The 21,653-nt window shown below is 68.8% G+C and carries 22 protein-coding genes; 13 read left to right on the top strand and 9 right to left on the bottom strand.

Annotated features, from left to right (window positions below):
• Positions 1–309 precede the first annotated feature (309 nt).
• From murD to AB3X08_RS07370, 4 genes are read right to left on the bottom strand one after another with little or no spacing between them, the layout of a single operon-like run.
• Positions 310–1,743: a UDP-N-acetylmuramoyl-L-alanine--D-glutamate ligase gene (gene murD / locus AB3X08_RS07385; RefSeq protein ID WP_369937278.1), complete on the bottom strand. Its 1,434-nt coding sequence runs from the start codon at positions 1,741–1,743 to the stop codon at positions 310–312.
• Positions 1,724–3,082 (bottom strand): UDP-N-acetyl-alpha-D-muramoyl-L-alanyl-L-glutamate epimerase, encoded by a 1,359-nt coding sequence (gene murL, locus AB3X08_RS07380; protein WP_369937276.1) that lies wholly within the window; start codon positions 3,080–3,082, stop codon positions 1,724–1,726. Before murL ends, murD begins: the two co-directional genes overlap by 20 nt.
• Positions 3,079–3,534 (bottom strand): hypothetical protein, encoded by a 456-nt coding sequence (locus AB3X08_RS07375; RefSeq protein ID WP_369937274.1) that lies wholly within the window; start codon positions 3,532–3,534, stop codon positions 3,079–3,081. The genes murL and AB3X08_RS07375 overlap by 4 nt, the downstream gene beginning before the upstream one ends.
• Entirely contained in the window at positions 3,518–6,127 is a 2,610-nt protein-coding gene (locus tag AB3X08_RS07370; protein WP_369937273.1) for a bifunctional aspartate kinase/diaminopimelate decarboxylase, read from the bottom strand. Before AB3X08_RS07370 ends, AB3X08_RS07375 begins: the two co-directional genes overlap by 17 nt.
• A gap of 176 nt (positions 6,128–6,303) precedes the next feature.
• On the opposite strand from AB3X08_RS07370, the gene AB3X08_RS07365 reads away from it, so the two are divergent.
• Positions 6,304–7,182 (top strand): PhzF family phenazine biosynthesis protein, encoded by an 879-nt coding sequence (locus AB3X08_RS07365; protein ID WP_369937271.1) that lies wholly within the window; start codon positions 6,304–6,306, stop codon positions 7,180–7,182.
• Positions 7,183–7,308: 126 nt separating this feature from the next.
• On the opposite strand, the gene AB3X08_RS07360 is transcribed toward AB3X08_RS07365, so the two are convergent.
• Both AB3X08_RS07360 and AB3X08_RS07355 read right to left on the bottom strand, forming a co-directional pair.
• Positions 7,309–7,926 (bottom strand): glycine zipper 2TM domain-containing protein, encoded by a 618-nt coding sequence (locus AB3X08_RS07360; protein ID WP_369937269.1) that lies wholly within the window; start codon positions 7,924–7,926, stop codon positions 7,309–7,311.
• 251 nt (positions 7,927–8,177) lie between these two features.
• Positions 8,178–8,609: an OsmC family protein gene (locus tag AB3X08_RS07355; protein WP_369937267.1), complete on the bottom strand. Its 432-nt coding sequence runs from the start codon at positions 8,607–8,609 to the stop codon at positions 8,178–8,180.
• Between the two features lie 520 nt (positions 8,610–9,129).
• Here AB3X08_RS07355 and AB3X08_RS07350 point away from each other — a divergent pair.
• The 5 genes from AB3X08_RS07350 to AB3X08_RS07330 all read left to right on the top strand — a co-directional run bounded on the left by AB3X08_RS07350 (position 9,130) and on the right by AB3X08_RS07330 (position 12,230).
• Positions 9,130–9,528, top strand: a complete 399-nt coding sequence (locus AB3X08_RS07350) for an HU family DNA-binding protein (RefSeq protein ID WP_184410622.1) — start codon at positions 9,130–9,132, stop codon at positions 9,526–9,528.
• A 148-nt stretch (positions 9,529–9,676) separates the two neighbouring features.
• The gene (locus AB3X08_RS07345; protein WP_369937265.1) at positions 9,677–10,372 is read left to right on the top strand and encodes a tellurite resistance TerB family protein; all 696 of its coding nucleotides are present in this window, start codon (positions 9,677–9,679) and stop codon (positions 10,370–10,372) included.
• 4 nt (positions 10,373–10,376) lie between these two features.
• Positions 10,377–10,940, top strand: coding sequence for a M23 family metallopeptidase (locus AB3X08_RS07340; protein ID WP_369937263.1), 564 nt, complete (start codon positions 10,377–10,379; stop codon positions 10,938–10,940).
• A gap of 280 nt (positions 10,941–11,220) precedes the next feature.
• Positions 11,221–11,520, top strand: a complete 300-nt coding sequence (locus AB3X08_RS07335) for a DUF3861 family protein (RefSeq protein WP_369937261.1) — start codon at positions 11,221–11,223, stop codon at positions 11,518–11,520.
• Between the two features lie 113 nt (positions 11,521–11,633).
• Complete coding sequence (locus AB3X08_RS07330) at positions 11,634–12,230, top strand: DUF1439 domain-containing protein (RefSeq protein ID WP_369937259.1); 597 nt, start codon at positions 11,634–11,636, stop codon at positions 12,228–12,230.
• A 363-nt stretch (positions 12,231–12,593) separates the two neighbouring features.
• Here the strand turns inward: AB3X08_RS07330 and AB3X08_RS07325 are convergent, their stop codons facing one another.
• The 3 genes from AB3X08_RS07325 to AB3X08_RS07315 all read right to left on the bottom strand — a co-directional run bounded on the left by AB3X08_RS07325 (position 12,594) and on the right by AB3X08_RS07315 (position 14,956).
• Complete coding sequence (locus AB3X08_RS07325; RefSeq protein WP_369937257.1) at positions 12,594–13,709, bottom strand: ankyrin repeat domain-containing protein; 1,116 nt, start codon at positions 13,707–13,709, stop codon at positions 12,594–12,596.
• A gap of 145 nt (positions 13,710–13,854) precedes the next feature.
• On the bottom strand, positions 13,855–14,400 hold the full coding sequence (locus AB3X08_RS07320) for a type 1 glutamine amidotransferase domain-containing protein (protein ID WP_184410628.1): 546 nt from the start codon (positions 14,398–14,400) through the stop codon (positions 13,855–13,857).
• A gap of 88 nt (positions 14,401–14,488) precedes the next feature.
• Positions 14,489–14,956: an SET domain-containing protein gene (locus AB3X08_RS07315; protein WP_369937254.1), complete on the bottom strand. Its 468-nt coding sequence runs from the start codon at positions 14,954–14,956 to the stop codon at positions 14,489–14,491.
• A 201-nt stretch (positions 14,957–15,157) separates the two neighbouring features.
• Here AB3X08_RS07315 and AB3X08_RS07310 point away from each other — a divergent pair, with 201 nt between their 5' ends.
• The 7 genes from AB3X08_RS07310 (at position 15,158) to AB3X08_RS07280 (ending at position 21,490) form a co-directional block, all read left to right on the top strand.
• Complete coding sequence (locus AB3X08_RS07310; RefSeq protein ID WP_184410630.1) at positions 15,158–15,616, top strand: SUF system Fe-S cluster assembly regulator; 459 nt, start codon at positions 15,158–15,160, stop codon at positions 15,614–15,616.
• 16 nt (positions 15,617–15,632) lie between these two features.
• Positions 15,633–17,075: a Fe-S cluster assembly protein SufB gene (sufB, locus tag AB3X08_RS07305; protein WP_369937252.1), complete on the top strand. Its 1,443-nt coding sequence runs from the start codon at positions 15,633–15,635 to the stop codon at positions 17,073–17,075.
• A 168-nt stretch (positions 17,076–17,243) separates the two neighbouring features.
• On the top strand, positions 17,244–18,008 hold the full coding sequence (gene sufC / locus AB3X08_RS07300; protein ID WP_369937251.1) for a Fe-S cluster assembly ATPase SufC: 765 nt from the start codon (positions 17,244–17,246) through the stop codon (positions 18,006–18,008).
• Positions 18,008–19,270, top strand: a complete 1,263-nt coding sequence (sufD, locus tag AB3X08_RS07295) for a Fe-S cluster assembly protein SufD (protein WP_369937249.1) — start codon at positions 18,008–18,010, stop codon at positions 19,268–19,270. Before sufC ends, sufD begins: the two co-directional genes overlap by 1 nt.
• On the top strand, positions 19,267–20,520 hold the full coding sequence (locus tag AB3X08_RS07290; protein ID WP_369937247.1) for a cysteine desulfurase: 1,254 nt from the start codon (positions 19,267–19,269) through the stop codon (positions 20,518–20,520). The genes sufD and AB3X08_RS07290 overlap by 4 nt, the downstream gene beginning before the upstream one ends.
• 104 nt (positions 20,521–20,624) lie before the next feature.
• Positions 20,625–21,161, top strand: a complete 537-nt coding sequence (locus tag AB3X08_RS07285) for a GNAT family N-acetyltransferase (RefSeq protein ID WP_369937245.1) — start codon at positions 20,625–20,627, stop codon at positions 21,159–21,161.
• Positions 21,158–21,490 carry a non-heme iron oxygenase ferredoxin subunit gene (locus AB3X08_RS07280; protein ID WP_369937243.1) on the top strand — a complete coding sequence of 111 codons (333 nt, stop codon included), beginning with the start codon at positions 21,158–21,160 and terminating at the stop codon, positions 21,488–21,490. Before AB3X08_RS07285 ends, AB3X08_RS07280 begins: the two co-directional genes overlap by 4 nt.
• Positions 21,491–21,653: the final 163 nt, after the last annotated feature.

Here is a 21,653-nt window from a genome sequence, read left to right as displayed (position 1 = left end):
GGCCGTGATGCCAAGACGTCCATGAAAAACGCGGCCGCAGCGCCACCGTCTACCGCCAATGCGCTTCGCCACTCCATGGCATCTCGAACGTATCGATGCCGGAACCTGCAGGCGTGTCGGCGTCGGCGTCTCGCAATGCATCGACATGCTTTTGTGGGTTATTAGAGGTGCCTTCAATCGCGACAAGCATTACCGAGAAAGCCTGTCGCGACCGAAGCCCCTCCCAGAGACAGCGTCCCTCGATCGAAGTGTCCCAGGGCAGGCTCCTGGCAAGCGGCACGCACGCCGGCCCATGCAGGAGCGCACAGCTCAGGCGATGCCCAGCCCCGGGATCGCGCTGATCGCCTCCGGGTCGAACCCGGCCAGTTCGGCGAAATGGCGGCCGCGCGCCACGTAATCGCGGTAGGCGCCGAAGCTGGGCGCGCCCGGCGACAGCAGCACCACGCCGCCGCCCTCGCCCAGCGCCGCGCGCGCCAATGCCACCGCCGCCGGCAGGTCCGCGGCGGCATGCAGGCCGAAGCCGCCGGCCGCGGCCAGCGGCGCCAGCAAGGCGTGGATGCGCGGGCCGTTGCTGCCCATGGTGACGATCTCCAGCGGCGCGCCGTGGCGCATCGCCGCAGCGAAGTCCTGCCAGTCCAGGCCGCGGTCGTGGCCGCCGACCAGCAACGCGATGCGGCGCCCGCGGAAACACTCCAGCGCCGCCAGCGTGGCATGCGGCGTGGTGCTGATCGAATCGTTGACGTAGGCAACGCCGTCGCGCTCGCCCAGCGTCTGCAGCCGGTTCGGCAACGGCCGGAACTGCACGGCCGCCGGCGCCAGCGCCGCCGCGTCCAGGCCCAGGGCCTCGATCGCCGCCAGCACCGCGCACAGGTTGCCGCGGTTGTGCCGGCCCGGCAGAGGCACCCGCGCGCTGTCGAACACCGCCACGTCGCCGCGGTGCACGACATCGCCGCGCATATGCCAGCCGTCTTCGCGGTTGAACCAGAGCACCTGGCTGTCGGGCAGCGCCAGCGCCGCCAGCTGCGGATCGGCGGCGTTGAGCAGCGCGACGCGCGGCCGCGCCCGCGTCACCAGCGCCAGCTTGTCTTCGACATAGCGCGCCTGGCTGCCATGCCAGTCCAGATGTTCCGGAAACAGGTTGAGCACCAGCGCCAGCTGCGGCCGCGCGCCGCTGCGCGCCACGTCGCCGGTCTGGTAGCTGGACAGTTCGATCGCCCAATACTCCGGCGGCGGCGCCGGCGCCAGCACTTCCAGCAGCGGGAGGCCGATGTTGCCGACCAGGCCGGTGCGGTGGCCGCCGGCGCGCAGCAGATGCGCCAGCAGCGCGGTACTGGTGCTCTTGCCCTTGGTGCCGGTGATGCAGACGCTGCCCGGCACCACGCCGTCGGCGTCCGCATGTTCGGCGAACCACAACGACGTGCCGCCGATGAAGCGCGTGCCCCGCGCCGCGGCGGCCTGCGCCTCGGGTCGATACGGACTGATCCCGGGCGACTTGATGACCACGTCGAACGCAGCCAGCCGCTCGGCGCTGGCCTCGGTCTCCACGTGTAGCGCCGAATCGCCGAGCGCAATGAGCGCCGGCGCCTCGTCGATCGAGCAGAACACCGTCAGCGGCAGCGGCGCCGCCGATTCCCCATTCCCGATTCCCCATTCCCAGCCGCGCACCGCGGCATACGCCGCCCGGCCTTCGCGGCCCCAACCCCACAGCGCGACGCGCAAGCCCTCAAGCTGCGAAATTCGCACGCACGCGTTCCCACAGTTCGGCCGGAATGCGGTGCTGCGTGTCCAGCGCCAGCAGCGGTTCCACGCGCAGGTCGCCGGCCTCCAGCTGCGGCTGGATCTCGCGGATGAAACGCGTTACCAGCGCGTCCTCCTTCCATTCCGCGCGCGCCGCCAGCGTGGCCATCGCCGCGCGCGATTCGCGGCCTTCGCCGACGCATTCGAACGGCTTGTGATCCTGGAATTCCAGCAGCGCATCGAAGCCCGGCGCCTGCGCCGCATCGTCGAGCAGGTTGCGGCCGAAGATCCGCACCAACCGCGTCTTGGGCATGAACGGAGCCAGCGCCAGGAACACGAAATGGCACTTCGGGCATACCCCGCACCAGCGATGCGCCGGGCGCTCGCCAAGGATGTGGAAGTTGCGGTTGCAGCTGGAGAAATGCGCGTCGTAGTGATCGTTCTTGGCGAACTGCCGCGCCACCGCCAGTTCCGACAGCGGGCGCAGCAGCGAGTAGTAGTGCAGGTCCGCGGCCACGTAACGCTGCACGTGCGCGCCGAACGCCTGCTCGAACGCCCAGCCCTTGGACCACTGGTGGTTGACCTCGCCGGTGCCGGCGATCTGGCTGCCGTAGCTGGCCGAGTGCTCGTTGGAGAACACCACCTGGCCCGCGTCCTGCAGCAGCGCGGCGAACACCAGGATCGCCGAGTTCACCGCGGTCACCGGGATATGCCCGTTCCACGCGCCCTGCCGGTTCAGTTCGAACAGTTCCGGCGCCAGCGCGCGGCCGATGTTCAAGGTCGGCAGCGCGGTACGCTCGGCGCAGGCGCGGATCAGTTGCGAGCCGCCGATCCAGGCCACGGTCTGCTCCACGCCGGCGGCGCGCAGCGCCTCGATGCTGACCAGCGAGTCCTTGCCGCCGCCGATCGCGACCAGCGCGTGCGCGCGCAGGCCCAGCGCCGCCGCGCCCTGCGCATCCGCCGCTGCGTTCGCGGGAAAGCGGATCTTCCCGTGCAGGTCCAGGCCGTTGCGGTAGGCGAACTCGCCCAGCCCATGCAGGTACACGGTCTCCAGCAGCGCAGCGGTCTCGGCGTCGATCGCGTAGTCGTCGATGGCGATCTGCGGCGGCACCGCGGCCTTGTAGTAACTGACCCCGGCGATCAGATGCAGCAGCCGCAGCGCGCGCTGCACCGCCTGCGCACGCGCCGCGTCCAGCACGAACGGCGCGCCGGGTACGGTGATCGTCTCCACCAGCTCCGGGCCCTGGTCGAAGGCATAGACCAGGCGCGCCACGCCGCTGTCGGCGTCGAACGCGCAGCGCACGAAGCGGAAGGTGGTGATCTGCTGTTTGTCGAAAACGGTCATGAACTACCTGCAAGCGCGCGCGTGCGACGCAAGTAGCGCCGGCACAGGAAGAATTCGATCAGGGAAAACGGCAGCGCCGCCCACAGCCACGGCAGACAGCCCAACAGGAACGCAAACGGAAACCAGACCCAAGGGCTCGCGCCCGCCTGCGAGGCATCGCCCGAAGCCGCGAACGCCACCGCGAGGTACAGCGCCAGCAACGGGAGATAGCCGCCAGCGGCCAGCAGCAGCGTGCGCAACGCCAGCATGCCAGCACGCCGGGTTGGTCGTCGCCCCTGCCAGCGCCCAGTCAACCACGCGCCCGCGCCGGCCGCGATCAAGGCCGGCAGCGCCCACTTGAGGCTGTCGGTCCACGGCAGCATGGTGCCGGACTGGTCGGCCGCGGTAGCCAGGATCATCGCCGCGGCGCCGGCGACGATGCTGAGCGCGACGAACTCAGGCAGTGGGGCCATCGATCACCTCCTCCCGCGGCAGCTCGCGCTGGTTGTAGGTGCTGGCCATCGCGTAGCCGTAGGCGCCGGCATCGGCGATCAGCAGCACGTCGTCGGCCGCGGTGGCGGCGGGCAGGCGCCGGCGCTTGCCGAACACGTCGCTGGATTCGCAGATCGGCCCGACCACGTCGAACACCGCGTCGGCCTCGTGCCCGAGCCGGCTCAGGTTGGCCACGTCGTGCCAGGCGTCGTACAGCGCCGGGCGGATCAGCGCGTTCATGCCCGCATCCAGGCCGACCCGGCGAATGCCGTCCTTCTCGACCACCTGGGTGGCGCGGCTCAGCAGCACGCCGCATTCGGCGACCAGGTAGCGGCCCGGCTCGATCGCCAGGCGGAACGCCGGATGCACGGATTTGGCCTCGGCCAGGCCCTGCGCCCAGGTCTGCAGGTCGAACGGCTCGTCATCGGCGCTGTACGGAATCGGCAGGCCGCCGCCGATGTCGATGACCTCCACGCTGCCGATGCGGCGCGCGAAACCGGCCAGTTCGTCGCACATGCGCCGCCAGTGCTGCGCGGTCTCCACGCCGCTGCCCAGGTGCGCGTGCAGGCCGACGATGCGGATGTCCAGCGCGCGCGCGGCTTCGATGAACTCGTCCACCCGCGTCGCCGACAGGCCGAACTTGGAAGCCTTGCCGCCGGTATTGACCTTCTCGTGGTGGCCGTCGCCATGGCCCAGGTCGATGCGCAGCCACAGGCTGCGGCCGCGGAACAGCTCCGGCCAGCGCTGCAGCAGTTCGACGTTGTCCACGGTGACGGTCACGCCCAGCGCGAACGCGGCTTCGTACTCGGCCTTGGGCGCGAAGCTGGGGGTGAACAGCACGCGCCGCGGCGACAGCTCCGGCAAGGTGTCGAACACCCGGCGCAGTTCGCCGTGCGACACGCATTCCAGGCCGAAATCCTCGGCGACCAGCGCCTCGAGGATCGCCGGATGCGAATTGGCCTTGATCGCGTAGTAGCGCTGGTCGATCGGCGCGATCGCCTTGAGCGCGCGGGCGCGCTCGCGCAGCGTCGGCAGGTGGTAGACGTAGCGCGGCGTACCAGCGTCGGCCAGGCGCAGCAGGTGCTCGCGCTCGGCGTGCCACCACGGCGTGGGCCGCGTGCGCACGCTGCCGGTGATCTCGCGCCAACGCGGACCGAACACCTCGGTCTCCTCCACCGGCATCGCGCCGCTGTCGATCAGCTCGGCATGCAGGATCGGCAACAGGCCGTCGGCGTCGGCCTCGTCGATGACGAAGGTCAGGTTCAGGTCGTTGGACGACTGCGAGATCATGTGCACGCGCTCCTTGCCGAACGTGGCCCACACGTCCGAGAGCTTGTGCAGCAGCGAGCGCATGCCGCGCCCGACCAGGGTGATCGCCGCGCACGGCACGATGATCTTGACCCGGCAGATTTCCGCCAGGTCGGCCGACAGCGCCGCCAGCACGTCGGTGTTGACCAGGTTCTCGCTCGGGTCCAGCGACACGGTGACGTTGGTCTCGGCCGAACCGATCAGGTCCACCGACAGGCCGTGCTTGGCGAAACGCGCGAATACGTCGGCCAGGAAGCCGACCTGCTGCCACATGCCGATGCCTTCCATCGACACCAGCACGATGCCGTTGCGGCGGCTGATCGCCTTGACCCCGGGCACGGTGCGCGCGTTGCCGTCGATGCTGGTGCCGGGCAGCTCGGGGCGCTCGGTGTCCAGGATCGCCATCGGCACGCCGCCGTCGCGGCACGGCTTGATCGAGCGCGGGTGCAGCACCTTGGCGCCGGTGGTGGCGATTTCCTGCGCTTCGTAATAGTCCAGCCGGGTCAGCAGGCGCGCATCCGGCACCTCGCGCGGATTGGCGCTGAACATGCCCGGCACGTCGGTCCAGATCTCCACGCGGCTGGCGCCGAGCAGCGCGCCGAAGTACGCCGCCGAGGTGTCAGAGCCGCCGCGACCGAGGATCGCGGTGCCGCCGTCCTGGTGCCGCGAAATGAAGCCCTGGGTGATCAGCATCCGCGCCGGCTGGGCGACGAAGCGTTCGCGCCAGGCGCTGTCGGACTGCCATTGGCACGACACCGACAGGCGCTTGGACCACTCGCTCTGGTTCGGCTGCGGCGGCAGCGCGTCCAGCCACTGGCGCGCGTCCATCCAGCTGAAATCCAGGCCGCTGGCGCGCAGATAGGCCGCGCCCAGCGTCGAGGACAACAACTCGCCCTGACCCAGCACCTCGGCCTGCCAGTCCAGCGTGCGGCTCGCCGCGCGCGGGTCGTCGAGCAATCCGCGCAGCGCCGCCAGGCGCTCGCCGAGCACGCTGTCCGCATCCAGTTCCAGTTCGCCCAGGAACTCGCGGTGGCGCTGCTCCAGCGCGGCGACCCGCTGCGCGCTGTCGGCGCTGCCGTCGGCGATCGCGGTCAGCTCGTTGGTCACCCCCGACAGCGCCGACACCACCACCAGCACACGCGCGCCGGTCTCGTCGGCGCGTTTTTTCGCCAGCTTCCCAATCGTGTCCCAGCGATGACGACGCGACACCGAGGTGCCGCCGAACTTGAGGACGATCCAACGATCGACGTGGGGGGAAGAGGACATTTCGTTGTGGGGTCTGGTGGAGGGAAAGAGGCCCGGAACGCCGGGCGGAACCTGCGATTCTATGCCAAGCGCAGCACGCCTGCGCTCGCCTGGCCAAGCCCGCGCTGCGCCGGCACCGCAGCGCGCGCAGGCCGCGGTTGCTAAGCTGCGCGCCCCCACCGTCAAGTGCCCCCGCCATGACCACGCGCCGTTTCCTGCAACTGGATGTGTTCTCCCCGCGCCCCGGCGCCGGCAACCCGCTGGCGGTGGTGCTGGATGCGCAGGGCCTGGACGCGGCGGCGATGCAGGCGATCGCGCGCTGGACGCGGCTGCCGGAGACCACCTTCGTGTTTCCGCCCACGCAACCCGGCGCCAGCTACGGCATCCGCATGTTCAGTCCGCAGAAGGAAGTGCCGTTCGCCGGCCATCCCAGCGTCGGCACCGCGCACGCGGTGCTGGAAGCAGGCATCGCCGCGCCCCAGGACGGCGTGCTGATCCAGGAAGGCATCGCTGGGTTGCTGCCGTTGCGCGTGGATGCGGACGGCGGCGTACGCAGCATCGCCATCCGCACCCCGCGCGCGCAGGTCGCGGAGATCGCCGAGGCCGCCGATCCGCGCCTGGCCGCGGCGCTGGCCGGCTGGACGCCCGGCGTGCAACCGCCAGTGCGCATGGACGGCGGCCGCTGCTGGTGGCTGGTCGAACTCGCCGACGAGGCCGCGTTGCGCGGCCTGACGCCGGACTGGGACGCGATCGCCGCGCTGGCCGAAAGCACCGCCAGCATGGGCGTGTTCGCCTATGCGCGGTCGGACGCTCAGGCGTACCAGCTGGCAGTGCGCGCGTTCGTCGGCAATGGCCGCCGCTTCGAGGATGCCGCGTCCGGCGCGGCCAACGCCGTGCTCGCCGCATGGTTGGATCAGCGCAACGCCCTGCCCGGCCGCGAGGGCCGTTACGTGGTCAGTCAGGGCCGCGAGGTCGGCCACGATGCCTTGCTGACCCTGAGCGTGGACAGCGCCGGCGAGGTCTGGTCGGGCGGCCAGGTACAGACTGTGATCGACGGGCGCATCGACTGGCGTTGAAGGTCAGATCGACAGCGGCTGTCTGCAGCGGCCGGAACGGACGGCCTGACGACTCGCTGTCGGCCGCCAGCGCCGTGGCGCTGGAGGCCGAGGTCCATGGACGCCTCGGCGAGGCGTCCGCATCGTTCAGTCGGGCAGCACGTCCACGCGCACGCGGATGCGGTCGCCCGGACGTTCCGCGCTACGCGTGTGGTAGTAGCGGCCGCCGTATTCGTAGGTCACGTCGTAGCCGTCCACCCGGTCGTAGCTGTCGTTGCGATAGGCGACCGGTTCGCAGACGCTGACCGAACCGGTCTGCACCGTGGTCCGCGCATTGCTGTCGTAGATCGAACGCCCGGCCAGGCCGCCGACCATGGTGCCGACCGCGGTGCCGACGAAACGGCCGCTGCCGCCGCCGACGCGGCTGCCCAGCAACGCGCCAGCGATGCCGCCGACCACGGTGGCCGCGCTGCGCCCGCCATCGGTGCCGCGGTAGCCATCGTTGTAATAGCCGCCGCCGTAGCCGTTCTCCACATAGCTGCCGGAAGCAGGACGTTCGTAGCAGCGCTCGGTGGTCTCGCGCGGGCCGCGCACATGCACCAAGATCGGATCGGCGCGGACGACGCGCGCGTACTCGTAGCTACCGCTGCTCGGGTAGCCGCGGTCGCGGTAGTCGTCGTAGCGGCCATAGTCCTGCGCAGCGGCGGAGCCGACCACGCTCACGGCGAGCGCGGCGGTCAGAAGACGGGTCGAGAACTTGTTCATGTCGAAGATTCCAGGCGCGTGGATCGCGCAACCGCATGCTCGGTCTGTTCCGGTGAAACGACACTGAATTGGGCCCGTTCCGTGGCGACTGTTTAGCGTCGCGACAGCTGTTGCCGCAGCATCGGGCTGCGCGCATCGGGGCTGGAACCGCTCCATGCAACGACGAACGGCCAGACCGCGCGCGCCGCAGCCGGCGCGGCCTGACCGCCGTTTTAGAGAAAAGGCCTGGCGGTTCGCACCAGGCCCGACGCTCAACCCAGTTCCGCTTCCAGGCTGATCGGCACGGCGCTCAGCGCCTTGGACACCGGGCAGTTCTGCTTGGCGTCGTCGGCCAGCGCGCGGAACTGCGTCGCCTCGATGTTCGGCACCACGGCCTTGACCTTGAGCCGGATCTGCGACAACTGCGGACCGCCTTCCATCGACAGATCGACCTCGGCGCGGGTGTCCAGCGTGGTCGGCGGGAAGCCCGCCTCGCTGAGCTTGGCCGACAGCGCCATGGTGAAGCAGCCGGCGTGCGCGGCGGCGATCAGTTCTTCCGGATTGGTGCCCTTCTCCTCGCCGAAGCGGCTGCTGAAGGCATAGCGGGTGTTGTCCAGCAGACCGCTCTGCGGCGTGCTCAGCTGACCCTTGCCGCTCTTCAGATCGCCTTCCCAATGCGCGGTGGCGTGACGCGAAATGCCCATGCGGTACTCCCGTGGTGAATGAAGCGGACACGATAGGGCAGCAGGCGTTACGCCCTTGTGCGGCGCAGTACATCGCGCGGGCGGCGCGCATCGGGACGCCGCTGGTCGTTCCCGCGGCGCACCGCTGCGCCTCGGCGGCAGCGACTGCGTCAGTTCCGGAGGTGTGCGCTCGGCACGAATATCGGAATCAGCCGGCCACGCGGTGAGGGAATCGCAATCCGCCGGACTGGTCCGGCAACGGCCTGCGCACTCGCCCAGCACTGCCGCCATCCGCGGCGAGACCGTCGCGATAGCCCGTTCGCGCGCACCACGAACGCTTCAACGCTGCGCCGGGCGGCAGCGCGCCGCGGTTTTTCCCGGTCCAAATGCGCCCTGGTGGCGCCAAAAAACCCGGCATGGGGCTTTTTCCGCGTCTTTTTGCGGTTTGCCTATTGGCGCGGCGTAGCACATGCCCTACATTTCGCCATGCCGACGGGGTCGGCGCGACCCAACCACCTATCGTTTACGGAATCAGGACATCATGGCAAAGACCGCGAAAAAGGCTGCCCCGAAAAAGGCAGCGAAGAAAGTAGCCACCAAGACCGCCGCCAAGCCGGCCGCTCCCAAGCCGATCAAGGAAGCGCTGAGCAAGTCCGCGCTGGTCGCCCACATCGCCGAAGCCAGCGGCGTCGTCGCCAAGGACGTGCGCGCGGTGATGGCCTCGCTCGAGCACGCCGTGGCCGGCTCGGTCAGCAAGAAGGGCGCCGGTTCGTTCACCCTGCCGGGCCTGCTCAAGATCACCGCCGTCAGCGTGCCGGCCAAGCCGAAGCGCAAGGGCATCAACCCGTTCACCAAGGAAGAGCAGTGGTTCGCCGCCAAGCCGGCCACCACCAAGCTCAAGGTGCGCCCGCTGAAGAAGCTCAAGGACGCCGCGCTCTGAGCAGCGTCGCCTGATCCAGGCACGTACACCTGACGAGACGGCCCTGCCGTCTCGTTTTTTTTGCGCGCGCCGCTGCCCGCAGCGGGATTGACAGGCCGCTAAGGCGCTGCCCGCTATACCTGCGGCTCAACCCGACAGGAATGCGTGCATGAAGCTACAGGGCTTTCTCGACCAACTGCTGCAATCGGCGCAGGGCGCCGCCGGACAGGCCATGGCCAAGACCGGTACGCCCGCCTCCGCGGGATCGCCCGCCAACAGCGGCGGCCTCGGCGGCATGCTCAACGCCGACTTCGGCAAGGGCGCCCTGAGCGGCGGCGCGCTCGGCCTGCTGCTCGGCAAGAACCGCACCACGCGCAAGCTGGCGACCTACGGCGGCCTGGCCGCGCTCGGGGTCATGGCCTATCGCGCCTACGGCGACTACAAGCGCCAGCAACTCGGTGCCGCCGCGCCCGATCCGCAAACCCTGGATCGGTTGCCGCCGCTGGAAGTGGAACAGCACAGCCAGGCGATCCTGCGCGCACTGGTCGCCGCGGCCAAGGCCGACGGCCACATCGACACCCGCGAACGCGAACTGATCGAAGGCGAGTTCACCCGCCTCAACGGCGACGAGGACGTGCAGCGCTGGTTGCATGCCGAGCTGGAGAAGCCGCTGGACCCTGCCGAGGTGGCGCAGGCCGCCGCGACGCCGGAGATCGCCTCGGAGATGTACCTGGCCAGCCTGCTCGCCGCCGACGAGCAGAGCTTCATGGAACGCAGCTACCTGGACGAACTGGCGCGCCAGCTCGGCATCGACGAGGCGCTGAAGCAGCAGTTGCAGAAGCAGGCCGCCGCGCAGCCTGGCTGACGCGATGCCGACGGCAGCGCCCTCGCCTGCGCGGACGCTGCGCCGCTGGCTGCTGCGCTCGGCGGCGCTGGCCTGCACCGCGCTGGCGTTGGCCTGGGCCTGGCAGCAACCGTGGGCGCTGCGCGCGCGGGCCGGCTGGGAACTGGCGCGGCAGCCGCCGCCCGCCACCCTGCGCATGCCGGTGCAGGGCGTGGATCCGCGCCGCGTCGCCGCCACCTTCGGTGCGCCGCGCGGCCGCGATCGCCAGCATGCGGGCGTGGACATCTTCGCCAAACGCGGCACCCCGGTGCTGTCGGCCACCCGCGGCATCGTCGTCGCCGTCGCCGATCGCGGCCTCGGCGGCCGCCAGGTGTGGGTGATGGGTCCGGCCCGGCAGCGCCATTACTACGCGCATCTGCAGGACTGGGCGCCGGACCTGCAGGTCGGCGACCTGGTCGAGGCCGGCGATCCGCTCGGCACGGTCGGCGACAGCGGCAACGCGCGCGGCACGCCACCGCATCTGCATTACGGCGTCTATGCTGAGGGCGGCGCCTACGATCCGCTGCCGCTGCTGCGCGCCGCACGCTGACCAAGGCGCGAAGCGGCGCACCGCCGCCCAGACACTCCGCACCGGATCCGACAGGGCGCTTGCCGATGACATGACGGCGCTCTTCATCAAGAGGGTGGAATCCGCGCCGCGGGCGCCAGGCGGCAGTTGCCAATGCCTGAACCGGACAGCCACGGCTCGCGCCACGACGGGGGTCCAATGCTTGATGACGCGCGCTAGAACAGAGCGTCGCGGTCATCCCTCTCGTGATGGCGGCAGATGGCGCCTATCTTGGATCGACCGACCCGCCGTGCGCACGCCCATGACCGCCTCCCAACGCTACCGCATCACCGTCACGCCGATCGAGGCCGACGGGCTGCAATGCCAAGGCCGTTGCACCATCGAATTCGAGGCGCGTTGCCGGCAGGACTGGATGCGCCTGCTCGAAGCGGCGCAGCGCCATCCCGGCCTGCGCGGCGACGAGCGCGCGGCACTGACCATCGGCACGCAACTGCTGCGCGGACTCAGTGAGCACAGCGACAGCGAGGCGCAGGCCTTGTTGGCGCCGCTGCGGCCGGCGCTGGATGCGATCCTGGCACGGCTGGCGCCGACCGCCGCATGAGACGGTCCGGCCGACCCACGGATCGGACCGCCGCCCTCGCCCGCGTTCGCTAATCGCGCATTCACCAGCTGCGGTTATGTTGAACCCCTGATTCCGCCAAGGCCCCACATCCCATGAAACTCCGCCTGCTGACCTTGCGCGCCGCCGCGCTGCTGACCCTCGTCGCCGCGAGCCACCTGCAGGCCGAGCCGATGATCCAGGGCAAGCAGGTCAGCGTCGGCGCCGCCGATGTGCAGCATTATCTGGACGGCAGCTTCCCGCAGACGCACAAGGCGCTCGGCGGCCTGGTGAAGATGACCATTCGCGACCCCAAGCTGTCGTTGCCGCCGGGCGACCGGCTGAAGATGCAGTTCGACCTGAGCATGGCCACCGGCGGTGGCGCGCCGACGCCGTTGGGCACGGTGTTGCTGACCAGCGGACTGCGCTACGAACAGCAGACCCAGGGCTTCCACCTGCAGTCGCCGACCATCGACGACTTCCGCCCGGCCGCCAACGGCGGCAAGCTCGACGCCAATACCCGCGAACTGCTCAACGTCTGGCTGGGCGACTACGCGCGCAAGGAACCGATCTACAAGCTGGATCCGGCGCTGGCCGCGGTGATGGGCAACGTGCAGATCGAATCGGCGGGCGTGGAGAACGGCAAGCTGGTGGTGCACTTCAACCAGGATGTCGGCAAGTTGGTGCCGGCCGGCGCGCTGCCGGGACAATGACGCCGGATCGCGGCGCCAGGCGCCAGATGCACAGCGAGGAAGCGACGGTCGCCGCAAACCGCGCAGCATCGCGCTTGTTCTGCTGTGTGCGTTGATGTCCCCGCCATAGCAGCGACGCCTGAGGCGGCGGCTGCAGGGCACCTCGAATAGCCTCAATCCGGGAGCTGCCCGTTGCGGGTATCGATGGCTTGGCGTTTTCCTGTCGCGGCTGAAGCCGCTCCTACAACAAGTGCGCCGCACCTCTGTAGGAGCGGCTTCAGCCGCGACAGGAAGCGATGGCCGTGAAGCCAGGCTTCGGGAAACGCTATCCCATCCCATCGCTTCGGCACATTCCTATCGGCAATCCCGTCCTGGCCGGCCGGGTCAGCGGTCGTAGGACGGCGCAGGCAAGGCGATCGGCAGCGGATTCAATCCGACCCACGCGACCGCCAGTTCGCACAGCCGCTGCGTGTCGCCATGTTTGCGCTTCACATCGCCGACGATCAAGGCTGCTTCGCTGAGCTCGGGCGTGGGCAAGGCATTGCCAGCGCCGAAATGCACCAACAATGCATCGGCCATCCGCGCGAACTGCGCATCCCAATTCGCTCCGCCGTTGCCATCGAGCTCGCTGGTGATGCGTCCGGAGATCCGGATCACTTCGCCCTGCACCGTCGTGGCGGCGCCGCTGGAGGGAACCAGCAACTCCCACAGCTCCTGGTGGCGCTGTTGCCAGCTGTCCGCCTTGGCGACGATCGGCGCCTTGCCGTCGTGCAGGCTTCGCCGCGGGACCGGCGCCACCCCGAACAAGACGTAGAGCCTGTTCAGCGCAGCGCTGGCCGCGTCCACGCCGTCCGGATTGAAGCCGCTGCGGTGGAATTCGAAATCGGTGCCGATGCGTTGCACGCATTCGCGCATCGTCGGGGAGATCACGGCTTCGGTCGCTGGCGCCTTGCCGAACAGGCGCGCAGCGAAGGAGCGGGTGTCGGCCGTGCGCGGCTGCGCCTGCAGCAAGACCTCGGCGACATCGGCCATCCCCTCGATGTCGGCATTCCTGCAGCGTTGCAGCGCGTGCTCCAACGGCGTCAAACCGGCCTTGTTGACGGCCTCGACGCTGGCGCCATGCGCGAGCAGGACGCCCACAGTGCGCACGTTGCGCACCGCCGCGGCCTTGTGCAACGGGGTATCGCCCCTGCTATCGATGCAATGCACATCTGCGCCCAGCTCCAGCAGCGCCTCGATGCGGCCCTGCCAATGGCCGGCGCGTGCATGCAGCGGCGTTTCGCCATAACTGTTCGGCGCCGCGATGTCCGCGCCGCGTTCGATCAACCAGCGCACCAGCGCATCGGGAAACTCGTTGAACGCCAGCGCGGTCTGCTTGAACACGCCGCCGTAGGCATTCACGTCGCAGGTGTCGAAGACGGCCTTGATCGCATCGGGATCGCCCTCCTTCAGCAGGTCCTCGAAATTCTTCGGCAGGGTCTTTCTTTTGCCTTTGGACATCGAATGCGTGCTCCATGCAGATCAAGCACCGCATGATCCTGCATGTATTGCAGCGTGCATAGCGCTACGGTGCGGCCCCCCACACCACAGCGCACAGAAAAACGGCGGCCGATGGGCCGCCGTTTCCTTGCCGAACCCGCGCCGATCAGCCCAGCGCCTTGGCCACCGCCGCGGCGAACGCCGGAATGTCGTCCGGCTTGCGGCTGGTGATCAGGTTGCCGTCCACCACCACTTCCGCATCCTGCCAGCGTCCGCCGGCATTGCTCAGGTCGGTCTTCACCGACGGCCACGAGGTCACCTGCTTGTCGCGGACCAGGCCGCTTTCGGCCAGCAGCCAAGGCCCGTGGCAAATCGCCGCGACCGGCTTGCCGGCGCTGGCGAACGACTGGATGAGGCGGATCGCGGAGGCTTCGGTGCGCAGGTTGTCCGGATTGATCACCCCGCCCGGCAGCACCAGCGCGTCGTAGTCGCCGGCATCGGCCTGGGCCAGGCGCTTGTCGACCGGGACATTGTCGCCCCAGTCCTTCTTGTTCCAGCCGCGGATGCTGGAGGCATCGCCGGGGGCGATCACATCGACCTGGGCACCCCACGATTCCAGCAGGCGCTTTGGCTCCTGCAACTCGGACTGTTCGAAGCCGTCGGTCGCCAGAACCGCGACGCGCTTGCCGGACAGGGAAGATGCTGTGCTCATGGGAAACTCCTTTACAGGGGGAGCGTCACCGTAGGAGCACCGCGGTTGCAGCGTCGTGAGCCGCGCGTCTAGGCCACGTGCAGGGCGCTCAGCGCTTGGGTTGCAGCATGGTCCCGGTGCAGTTTTTGGACCCGCAGCGGCACGCCCAGATCTTCTTCAGCCGCGGCGTATGCCGCTCGCCCAGGGTGATGCCGTAGTTGTAGGTCAGCTCCTCGCCCGGCTTGATGGCGCGCAGCGCCTCGATCACCACCTTGTCCTGGCGCCGGTCGTCGCCCTCGGCCTCGATGATCACCGCCTCGCAGTTCGGCGCGCAGCTGTGGTTGATCCAGCGCGCGTCGTTGCCCTCGTAGTTGGCGTCGATCACGTAGTCGTCGCTGAGGGTGAACAGGAAGGTGTGCCCGGTCTCGACATCGCCGGCCTCGTCGCGGTCCACTTCGGCATGGGTGCGGCGGCGGCCCTTGTACTCGATGACCCGCTCGCCTTTCTTGAGCGGCAGCACGGCGAACACGCCGTTGCCATGGATGCGGGATTTGCGGGCGGCGATCTTGCGGGGCATGCGGCGGTCCGGAACGGGAAAGGGCTGATTCTGGCGCACATCGGCGGCGATCCCAAGCCCTTTCGGACCGGCCGGGCGGCGGCACCGCGGCCATTGGCGGCGGGAATCGCAACGATCGCGAAAAACATGAACGCACGGCTTGGACGTCGGCGGCGCAAAAGCGTACAATTTCGGTCCGCATTGAATTCCGGCCGTTGTCCCATGCTCCGCGTCACCAAGTTGACCGATTACGCCACCGTCGTGCTGACCGTGCTTGCCGCGCGTCCCGGCGAGGTGCTGAGCGCGACCGAGCTGGCCGAGCAGTCCGGGCTGGAGCCGCCCACCGTCAGCAAGCTGCTCAAGCCGCTGGCCCAGGCCGGGCTGGTCGAGGGTCTGCGCGGCGTGCACGGCGGTTACCGGCTGGCGCGCCCGGCCGACACTATCACCCTGATCCAGATCGTCGAGGCGATGGAAGGCCCGCTGGCGATCACCGAATGCAGCCACCAGGAAAGCCAGTGCAGCATCGCGCAAAAATGCGGCGTGCGTTCCAACTGGCGGCTGATCAACGACGTGGTCGCCGATGCGCTGCGCGGCGTGACCCTGGCGCAGATGCTGCATCCGCTTCCCTCTTCCGGCGAAACCAGACGGCGCCCGATCGCCGTGCGTTTCGCGACCACCTGACCTGTAGGCAGCCCCCATGGCCACCGAAAACGCTGAAATCCTGGAACGGCTGGGACGTCGCTACGACGCCGGCTTCATCACCGACATCGAATCCGACGCGTTCCTGCCCGGCTTGAACGAAGATGTCGTGCGCGCCCTGTCCGTCAAGAAAGACGAGCCGGAGTGGATGACCGAATGGCGCCTGGCCGCCTATCGGCACTGGCTGAAGATGCCGATGCCGCACTGGGCCAAGCTCAATATCGCGCCGATCGATTTCCAGGCGCTGAGCTACTACTCCGCGCCGAAGGGCCCCAAGTACGCCTCGCTGGACGACGTGCCCAAGGAACTGCTGGACACCTACGACAAGCTCGGCGTGCCGCTGCACGAACGCGCCAAGCTGGCCGGCGTGGCGGTGGACGCGGTGTTCGACTCAGTTTCGGTCGGCACCACCTTCCGCAAGGAACTGGCCGAGAAGGGCGTGATCTTCTGCTCGATGTCCGAGGCGATCAAGGAACACCCGGAAATCGTCAAGCAGTACCTGGGCAGCGTAGTGCCGGTCGGCGACAACTATTTCGCCGCGCTCAATTCGGCGGTGTTCTCCGACGGCAGCTTCGTGTTCATTCCCAAGGGCGTGCGCTGTCCGATGGAGCTGAGCACCTATTTCCGGATCAACGCCGGCCACACCGGCCAGTTCGAGCGCACCTTGATCGTGTGTGAGGACAAGGCCTATGTGTCCTACCTGGAAGGCTGCACCGCGCCGATGCGCGACGAGAACCAGCTGCATGCGGCGGTGGTCGAGCTGGTCGCGCTGGAAGACGCGGAGATCAAGTATTCGACGGTGCAGAACTGGTACCCGGGCGACGAGAACGGCGTCGGCGGCATCTACAACTTCGTGACCAAGCGCGGCGAATGCCGCGGCGCGCGCAGCAAGATCACCTGGACCCAGGTCGAGACCGGCTCGGCGATCACCTGGAAGTATCCCTCGTGCGTGCTGCTCGGCGACGACTCGGTCGGCGAGTTCCACTCGGTGGCGCTGACCCATCACCGCCAGCAGGCCGATACCGGCACCAAGATGGTCCACATCGGCAAGCGCACCAAGAGCAAGATCGTCAGCAAGGGCATCAGCGCCGGCCGCGGCCAGAACACCTACCGCGGCCTGGTCAAGGTGGAGCGCGGCGCCGAGGGCGCGCGCAACTACACCCAGTGCGACTCGCTGCTGATCGGCAAGCAGTGCGGCGCGCACACCTTCCCGTACATCGAGGTCAAGCACCCCACCGCCACGGTCGAGCACGAGGCCACCACCTCCAAGATCAGCGACGACCAACTGTTCTATTGCCGCGCCCGCGGCATCGACCAGGAAAACGCGGTGTCGATGATCGTCGACGGCTTCTGCAAGCAGGTGTTCCGCGAACTGCCGATGGAATTCGCGGTGGAAGCAAAGAAGCTGCTGGAAGTGTCGCTGGAAGGCTCGGTGGGCTGACGCCTCTACCCTTCTCCCATCGGGAGAAGGTGACGCGAAGCGCCGGATGAGGGTACGTGCGAAGCCTCGCGCCCCCAAACCTCCACGAGACGCTTCGCGCCGCACCCTCACCCCAACCCCTCTCCCGATGGGAGAGGGGCTAATCAAGAATTCTGACGGACCATTTGCATGCTCACCATCGAAAACCTCCACGCTTCCGTCGCCGGCAAGGACATCCTCAAGGGCTTGTCGCTGCAGGTGCAGCCCGGCCAGGTGCACGCCATCATGGGTCCCAACGGCGCCGGCAAATCCACGCTGGGCAACATCCTCGCCGGCCGCGACGGCTACGAGGTGACCCAGGGCAGCGTGCGCTTCGAAGACCGCGACCTGCTCGAGCTGGAACCGGAGGAGCGCGCCGCCGCCGGCGTGTTCCTGGCGTTCCAGTACCCGGTGGAGATTCCCGGCGTCAACAACACCTACTTCCTGCGCGCCGCGCTGAACGCGCAGCGCAAGGCGCGCGGCGAGGCCGAACTGGATTCGATGCAGTTCCTGAAGCTGGTGCGGCAGAAGCTGGCCGTGCTGCACCTGAAGGACGAGCTGTTGCACCGCGGCGTCAACGAAGGCTTTTCCGGCGGCGAAAAGAAGCGCAACGAGATCTTCCAGCTGGCGGTGCTGGAGCCGAAGCTGGCGATCCTCGACGAGACCGACAGCGGCCTGGACATCGATGCGCTGAAGACCGTCGCCGAAGGCGTCAACGCGCTGCGCTCGCCCGAGCGCGCATTCCTGGTCATCACCCATTACCAGCGCCTGCTCGACTACATCAAGCCGGACGTGGTGCATGTACTGGCCGACGGCCGCATCGTGCAGAGCGGCGGACCGGAACTGGCGCTGGAACTGGAAGCGCATGGCTACGCATGGTTGAAGGACCGTGTGGCGCCGGAGGCGGCAGTCTGATGAGCGCCCTGCTCGACTCCCTGGCCGCCGCTTTCCATGGCGACGGCGCACGCCGTGCGCCGCTGGAACAGGCGCTGCGCGACGGCCTGCCCGGCCCGCGCAGCGAGGCGTGGAAGTACACCTCGCTGCGCGCGCTGGAGCGGCGCAGCTTCAGCCCGGTGCCGAGCGCGGCAGCGGTCGTGGATGCGGCCATCGTCGACGGCATTCCCGCGCCGCGGCTGGTGTTCGTCAACGGCCGCGCCAGCGATGCGCTGTCCGACCTGGCCGGCCTGCCGGCAGGCGTCGAACTGCAGCGCCTGTCCACGATCCTGCGCAGCGGCAACGACGCGATGCGCTTCCTCGGCCGCCGCTTCGAACGCAGCGACGAAGTGTTCGCCCGACTCAACGCCGCGCTGGCCGACGAAGGCAGCGTGTTGCGCGTGGACGCCGGCGTGCAGGTCGCGGCGCCGCTGCACCTGGTGTTCGTGTCCACCGCCGGCGCCGGCGACCATGCCTGGCACCACCGCCACCTGGTCGAACTGCGCCAGGACGCGGCGCTGTCGCTGGTCGAGCATCACCTGCACCTGGGCGAGGCCGCGCACCTGAGCAACACCCTGGCCCACGTGCACCTGGCCGCCGGCGCGCAACTGACCCACGCGCGGGTGCAGGCGGACGCGTCCGGCGTCACCGCGTTGCTGCGCACCGATGCGGTGCTGGCGCGCGACGCGCAGTACCGGCGCGTCGATCTGGAACTGGGCAGCGCGCTGTCGCGGCACGAACTCAACGTGCGCCTGGAGGGCGACAACGCGCGGCTCATCGCCAACGGCGTGCTGCTCGGCAACGGTCGCCGCCAGGTCGACACCCGCCTGGGCATCGAGCACATCGCCCGCGACACCGCCTGCGAACTGCTGTGGCGCGGCGTGGCCGCGGCGCGCAGCCGGGTGGTGTTCCATGGCGGCATCCATATCCGCCAGGGCGCCGACGGCAGCGACGCCAACCTGTCGAACAAGAACCTGCTGCTGTCCGCCGATGCCGAGATCGACACCCAGCCAGTGCTGGTGATCGACGCCGACGAGGTCAAGGCCGCGCACGGCGCCACCGTCGGCCAGCTCGACGCCAATGCGCTGTTCTACCTGCGCTCGCGCGGGCTGCCGCGCGAGCGCGCGCAGCAGCTGCTGACCGCCGCGTTCTGCCGCGAACCGCTGCGCGTGCTGGATGCATCGCTGAGCGAATTCCTGGTCGCGCGCCTGGACCAGGCGCTGGCCGCCGCGGGCGTGGCATGAGCAGCCTGGCCCCGCACACCGCGGCGCCGGAACAGGCGCCGGACTGGGACAAGGTCCGCAGCGATTTCCCGCTGCTGATGCGGCAGGTGCACGGCAAGCCGCTGATCTATTTCGACAACGCCAACACCGGGCAGAAGCCGCTGCAGGTGATCGCGGCGCTGGACGAGTTCTACCGCCGCTACAACGCCAACGTCAGCCGCGCGGTGCACGCGCTGGGCACCGAGGCCACCGACGCCTACGAGGGCGCGCGCAACAAGCTGGCGCGCTTCCTCAACGTGCGCGCCGACGAACTGGTGCTGTGCAGCGGCACCACCTTTGCGATCAACCTGGTGGCCTACTCGTGGGCGCTGCCGCGGCTCAAGCCCGGCGACAGCATCCTGGTGTCGCGGATGGAGCACCACGCCAACATCGTGCCGTGGCAGTTGGTCGCGCAGCGCACCGGCGCCACCATCAAGGTCGCCGAGATCACCGCCGACGGCGCGCTGGACCTGGACGCGCTGCGCAAGGCGATGACCGCGGACGTGAAGTTGCTTGCACTGACCCACGTCTCCAACGTGCTGGGCACGGTCAATCCGGTGCGCGAGATCTGCCGCGAAGCGCGCAAGCGCGGCATCGTCAGCGTCATCGACGGCTCGCAGGCGGCGCCGCACCGCGCCCTGGACGTGGCCGCGATCGGCTGCGACTTCTACGCCATCACCGGCCACAAGATGTGCGGCCCCACCGGCACCGGCGCGCTGTGGGCGCGGCGCGAGCACCTGCAGGCGATGCCACCGTTCATCGGCGGCGGCGAGATGATCAAGGAAGTCAGCTTCGACGGCACCGTGTTCAACGATCCGCCGCACAAGTTCGAGGCCGGCACCCCGAACATCGCCGGCTTCGTCGGCCTGGGCGCGGCGGTGGACTACCTTGGCATGCTGGGCCTGCAGCACGTTGAAGCGCGCGAGGCCGAATTGCTGGCGCATTTCACCGAGGAACTGCAGAGGATCGACGGCCTGCGCATCTTCGGCACCGCGCCGGGCAAGGCCGCGGTGGTGTCGTTCCTGGTCGAGGGCGCGCACGCCCACGACCTGGCCACCCTGCTGGACCTGGAAGGCGTGGCAGTGCGCTCCGGCCAGCACTGCGCGCATCCGCTGCTGCAGTTCTATGGCGTCGCCGCCACCTGCCGCGCCTCGCTGGCGTTCTACAACACCCACGCCGAGATCGAGCGCTTCGTGGCGGCGTTGCTGAAGGTGCGCAAGCTGTTGGGCTGATGAGCGGGGATTGGGCATTCGGGATTGGGGATTCGCAAAGGCGAAGCTTTTTCGAATCCCCAATCCCGACTCCCAAATCCCGGCCGCCAGGCTAAAATCGGCCCATGCACACCCTCACCTTCCGCACCGCCACCGTCGCCGACATCGACGCCATCGCCGCCCTGGTCACCTCGGCCTATCGCGGCGACAGCAGCCGCGTCGGCTGGACCACCGAGGCCGATCTGCTCGACGGCAACCGCATCGATCGCGAGGTGCTGCGCGCCGACATCCTGCGCCCGCGCAGCCTGGTGCTGCTGGCCGAGCGCGACGGCGAACTGATCGCCTGCGCGCACATCGCCGACGACGGCGGCGCCGGCTATTTCGGCATGTTCTCGGTGCAGCCGCAGGCGCAGGGCAGCGGTCTGGGCAAGACCGTGCTGGCCGAGGCCGAGCGCATCGCCTGGCAGGAATGGCGGCTGCCGGTGATGCAGATGACGGTGATCGACGTGCGCGAGGAGTTGATCGCGTTCTACGAGCGCCGCGGCTACCGCCGCACCGGGATCAAGAAGCCCTTCCCCTACGGCGACGAACGCTTCGGCGCGCCCAAGCGCGACGACCTGCGCTTCGAACTGCTGGAAAAGCCGCTGGGCGGCGCCGCATGAGCGAGACCTGGACCTTCGTCTGCGCCGACGGCGCGCTGCTGCCGGGCGAGACCGCGACGGTGTGGGACGAAGTCACCGCCACCCCGATCGTGGTGTTCAACCTCGACGGCGTGTTCTACGCGCTGGAGGACCGCTGCAGCCACGAGGACTACGAGCTGTCTCCCGGCACCTTCGATGCCGCCACGGGCAGCATCGAATGCCTGCTGCACGGCGCCCGTTTTGACATCCGCGACGGCCGCCCGTTGTGCGCACCGGCCTACAGCCCGGTACCCAAGTTCCCGGTGAAGTCCGAACACGGCGGGCTCTGGACCCGCGACGACCGCGACTGAGCGTCCTGCCCAGCTCGCGCCGAAAAGCTTTATTTTTCAGATATCTGCTACAGAACGAGATGCCGGCAGGCGATCCCGGGAAACGGCGCCACGCGCCGCCATGTAACGCAATGTAACGAAAGCTATTGCAAATAATTCGCATTTGCGCGGAAATAGACGTGAT

The sequence above is a fragment of the Xanthomonas sp. DAR 34887 genome, from assembly GCF_041245805.1.
Lineage (GTDB): Bacteria > Pseudomonadota > Gammaproteobacteria > Xanthomonadales > Xanthomonadaceae > Xanthomonas_A > Xanthomonas_A tesorieronis.
This window is presented reverse-complemented; position numbering and strand designations above follow the sequence as displayed.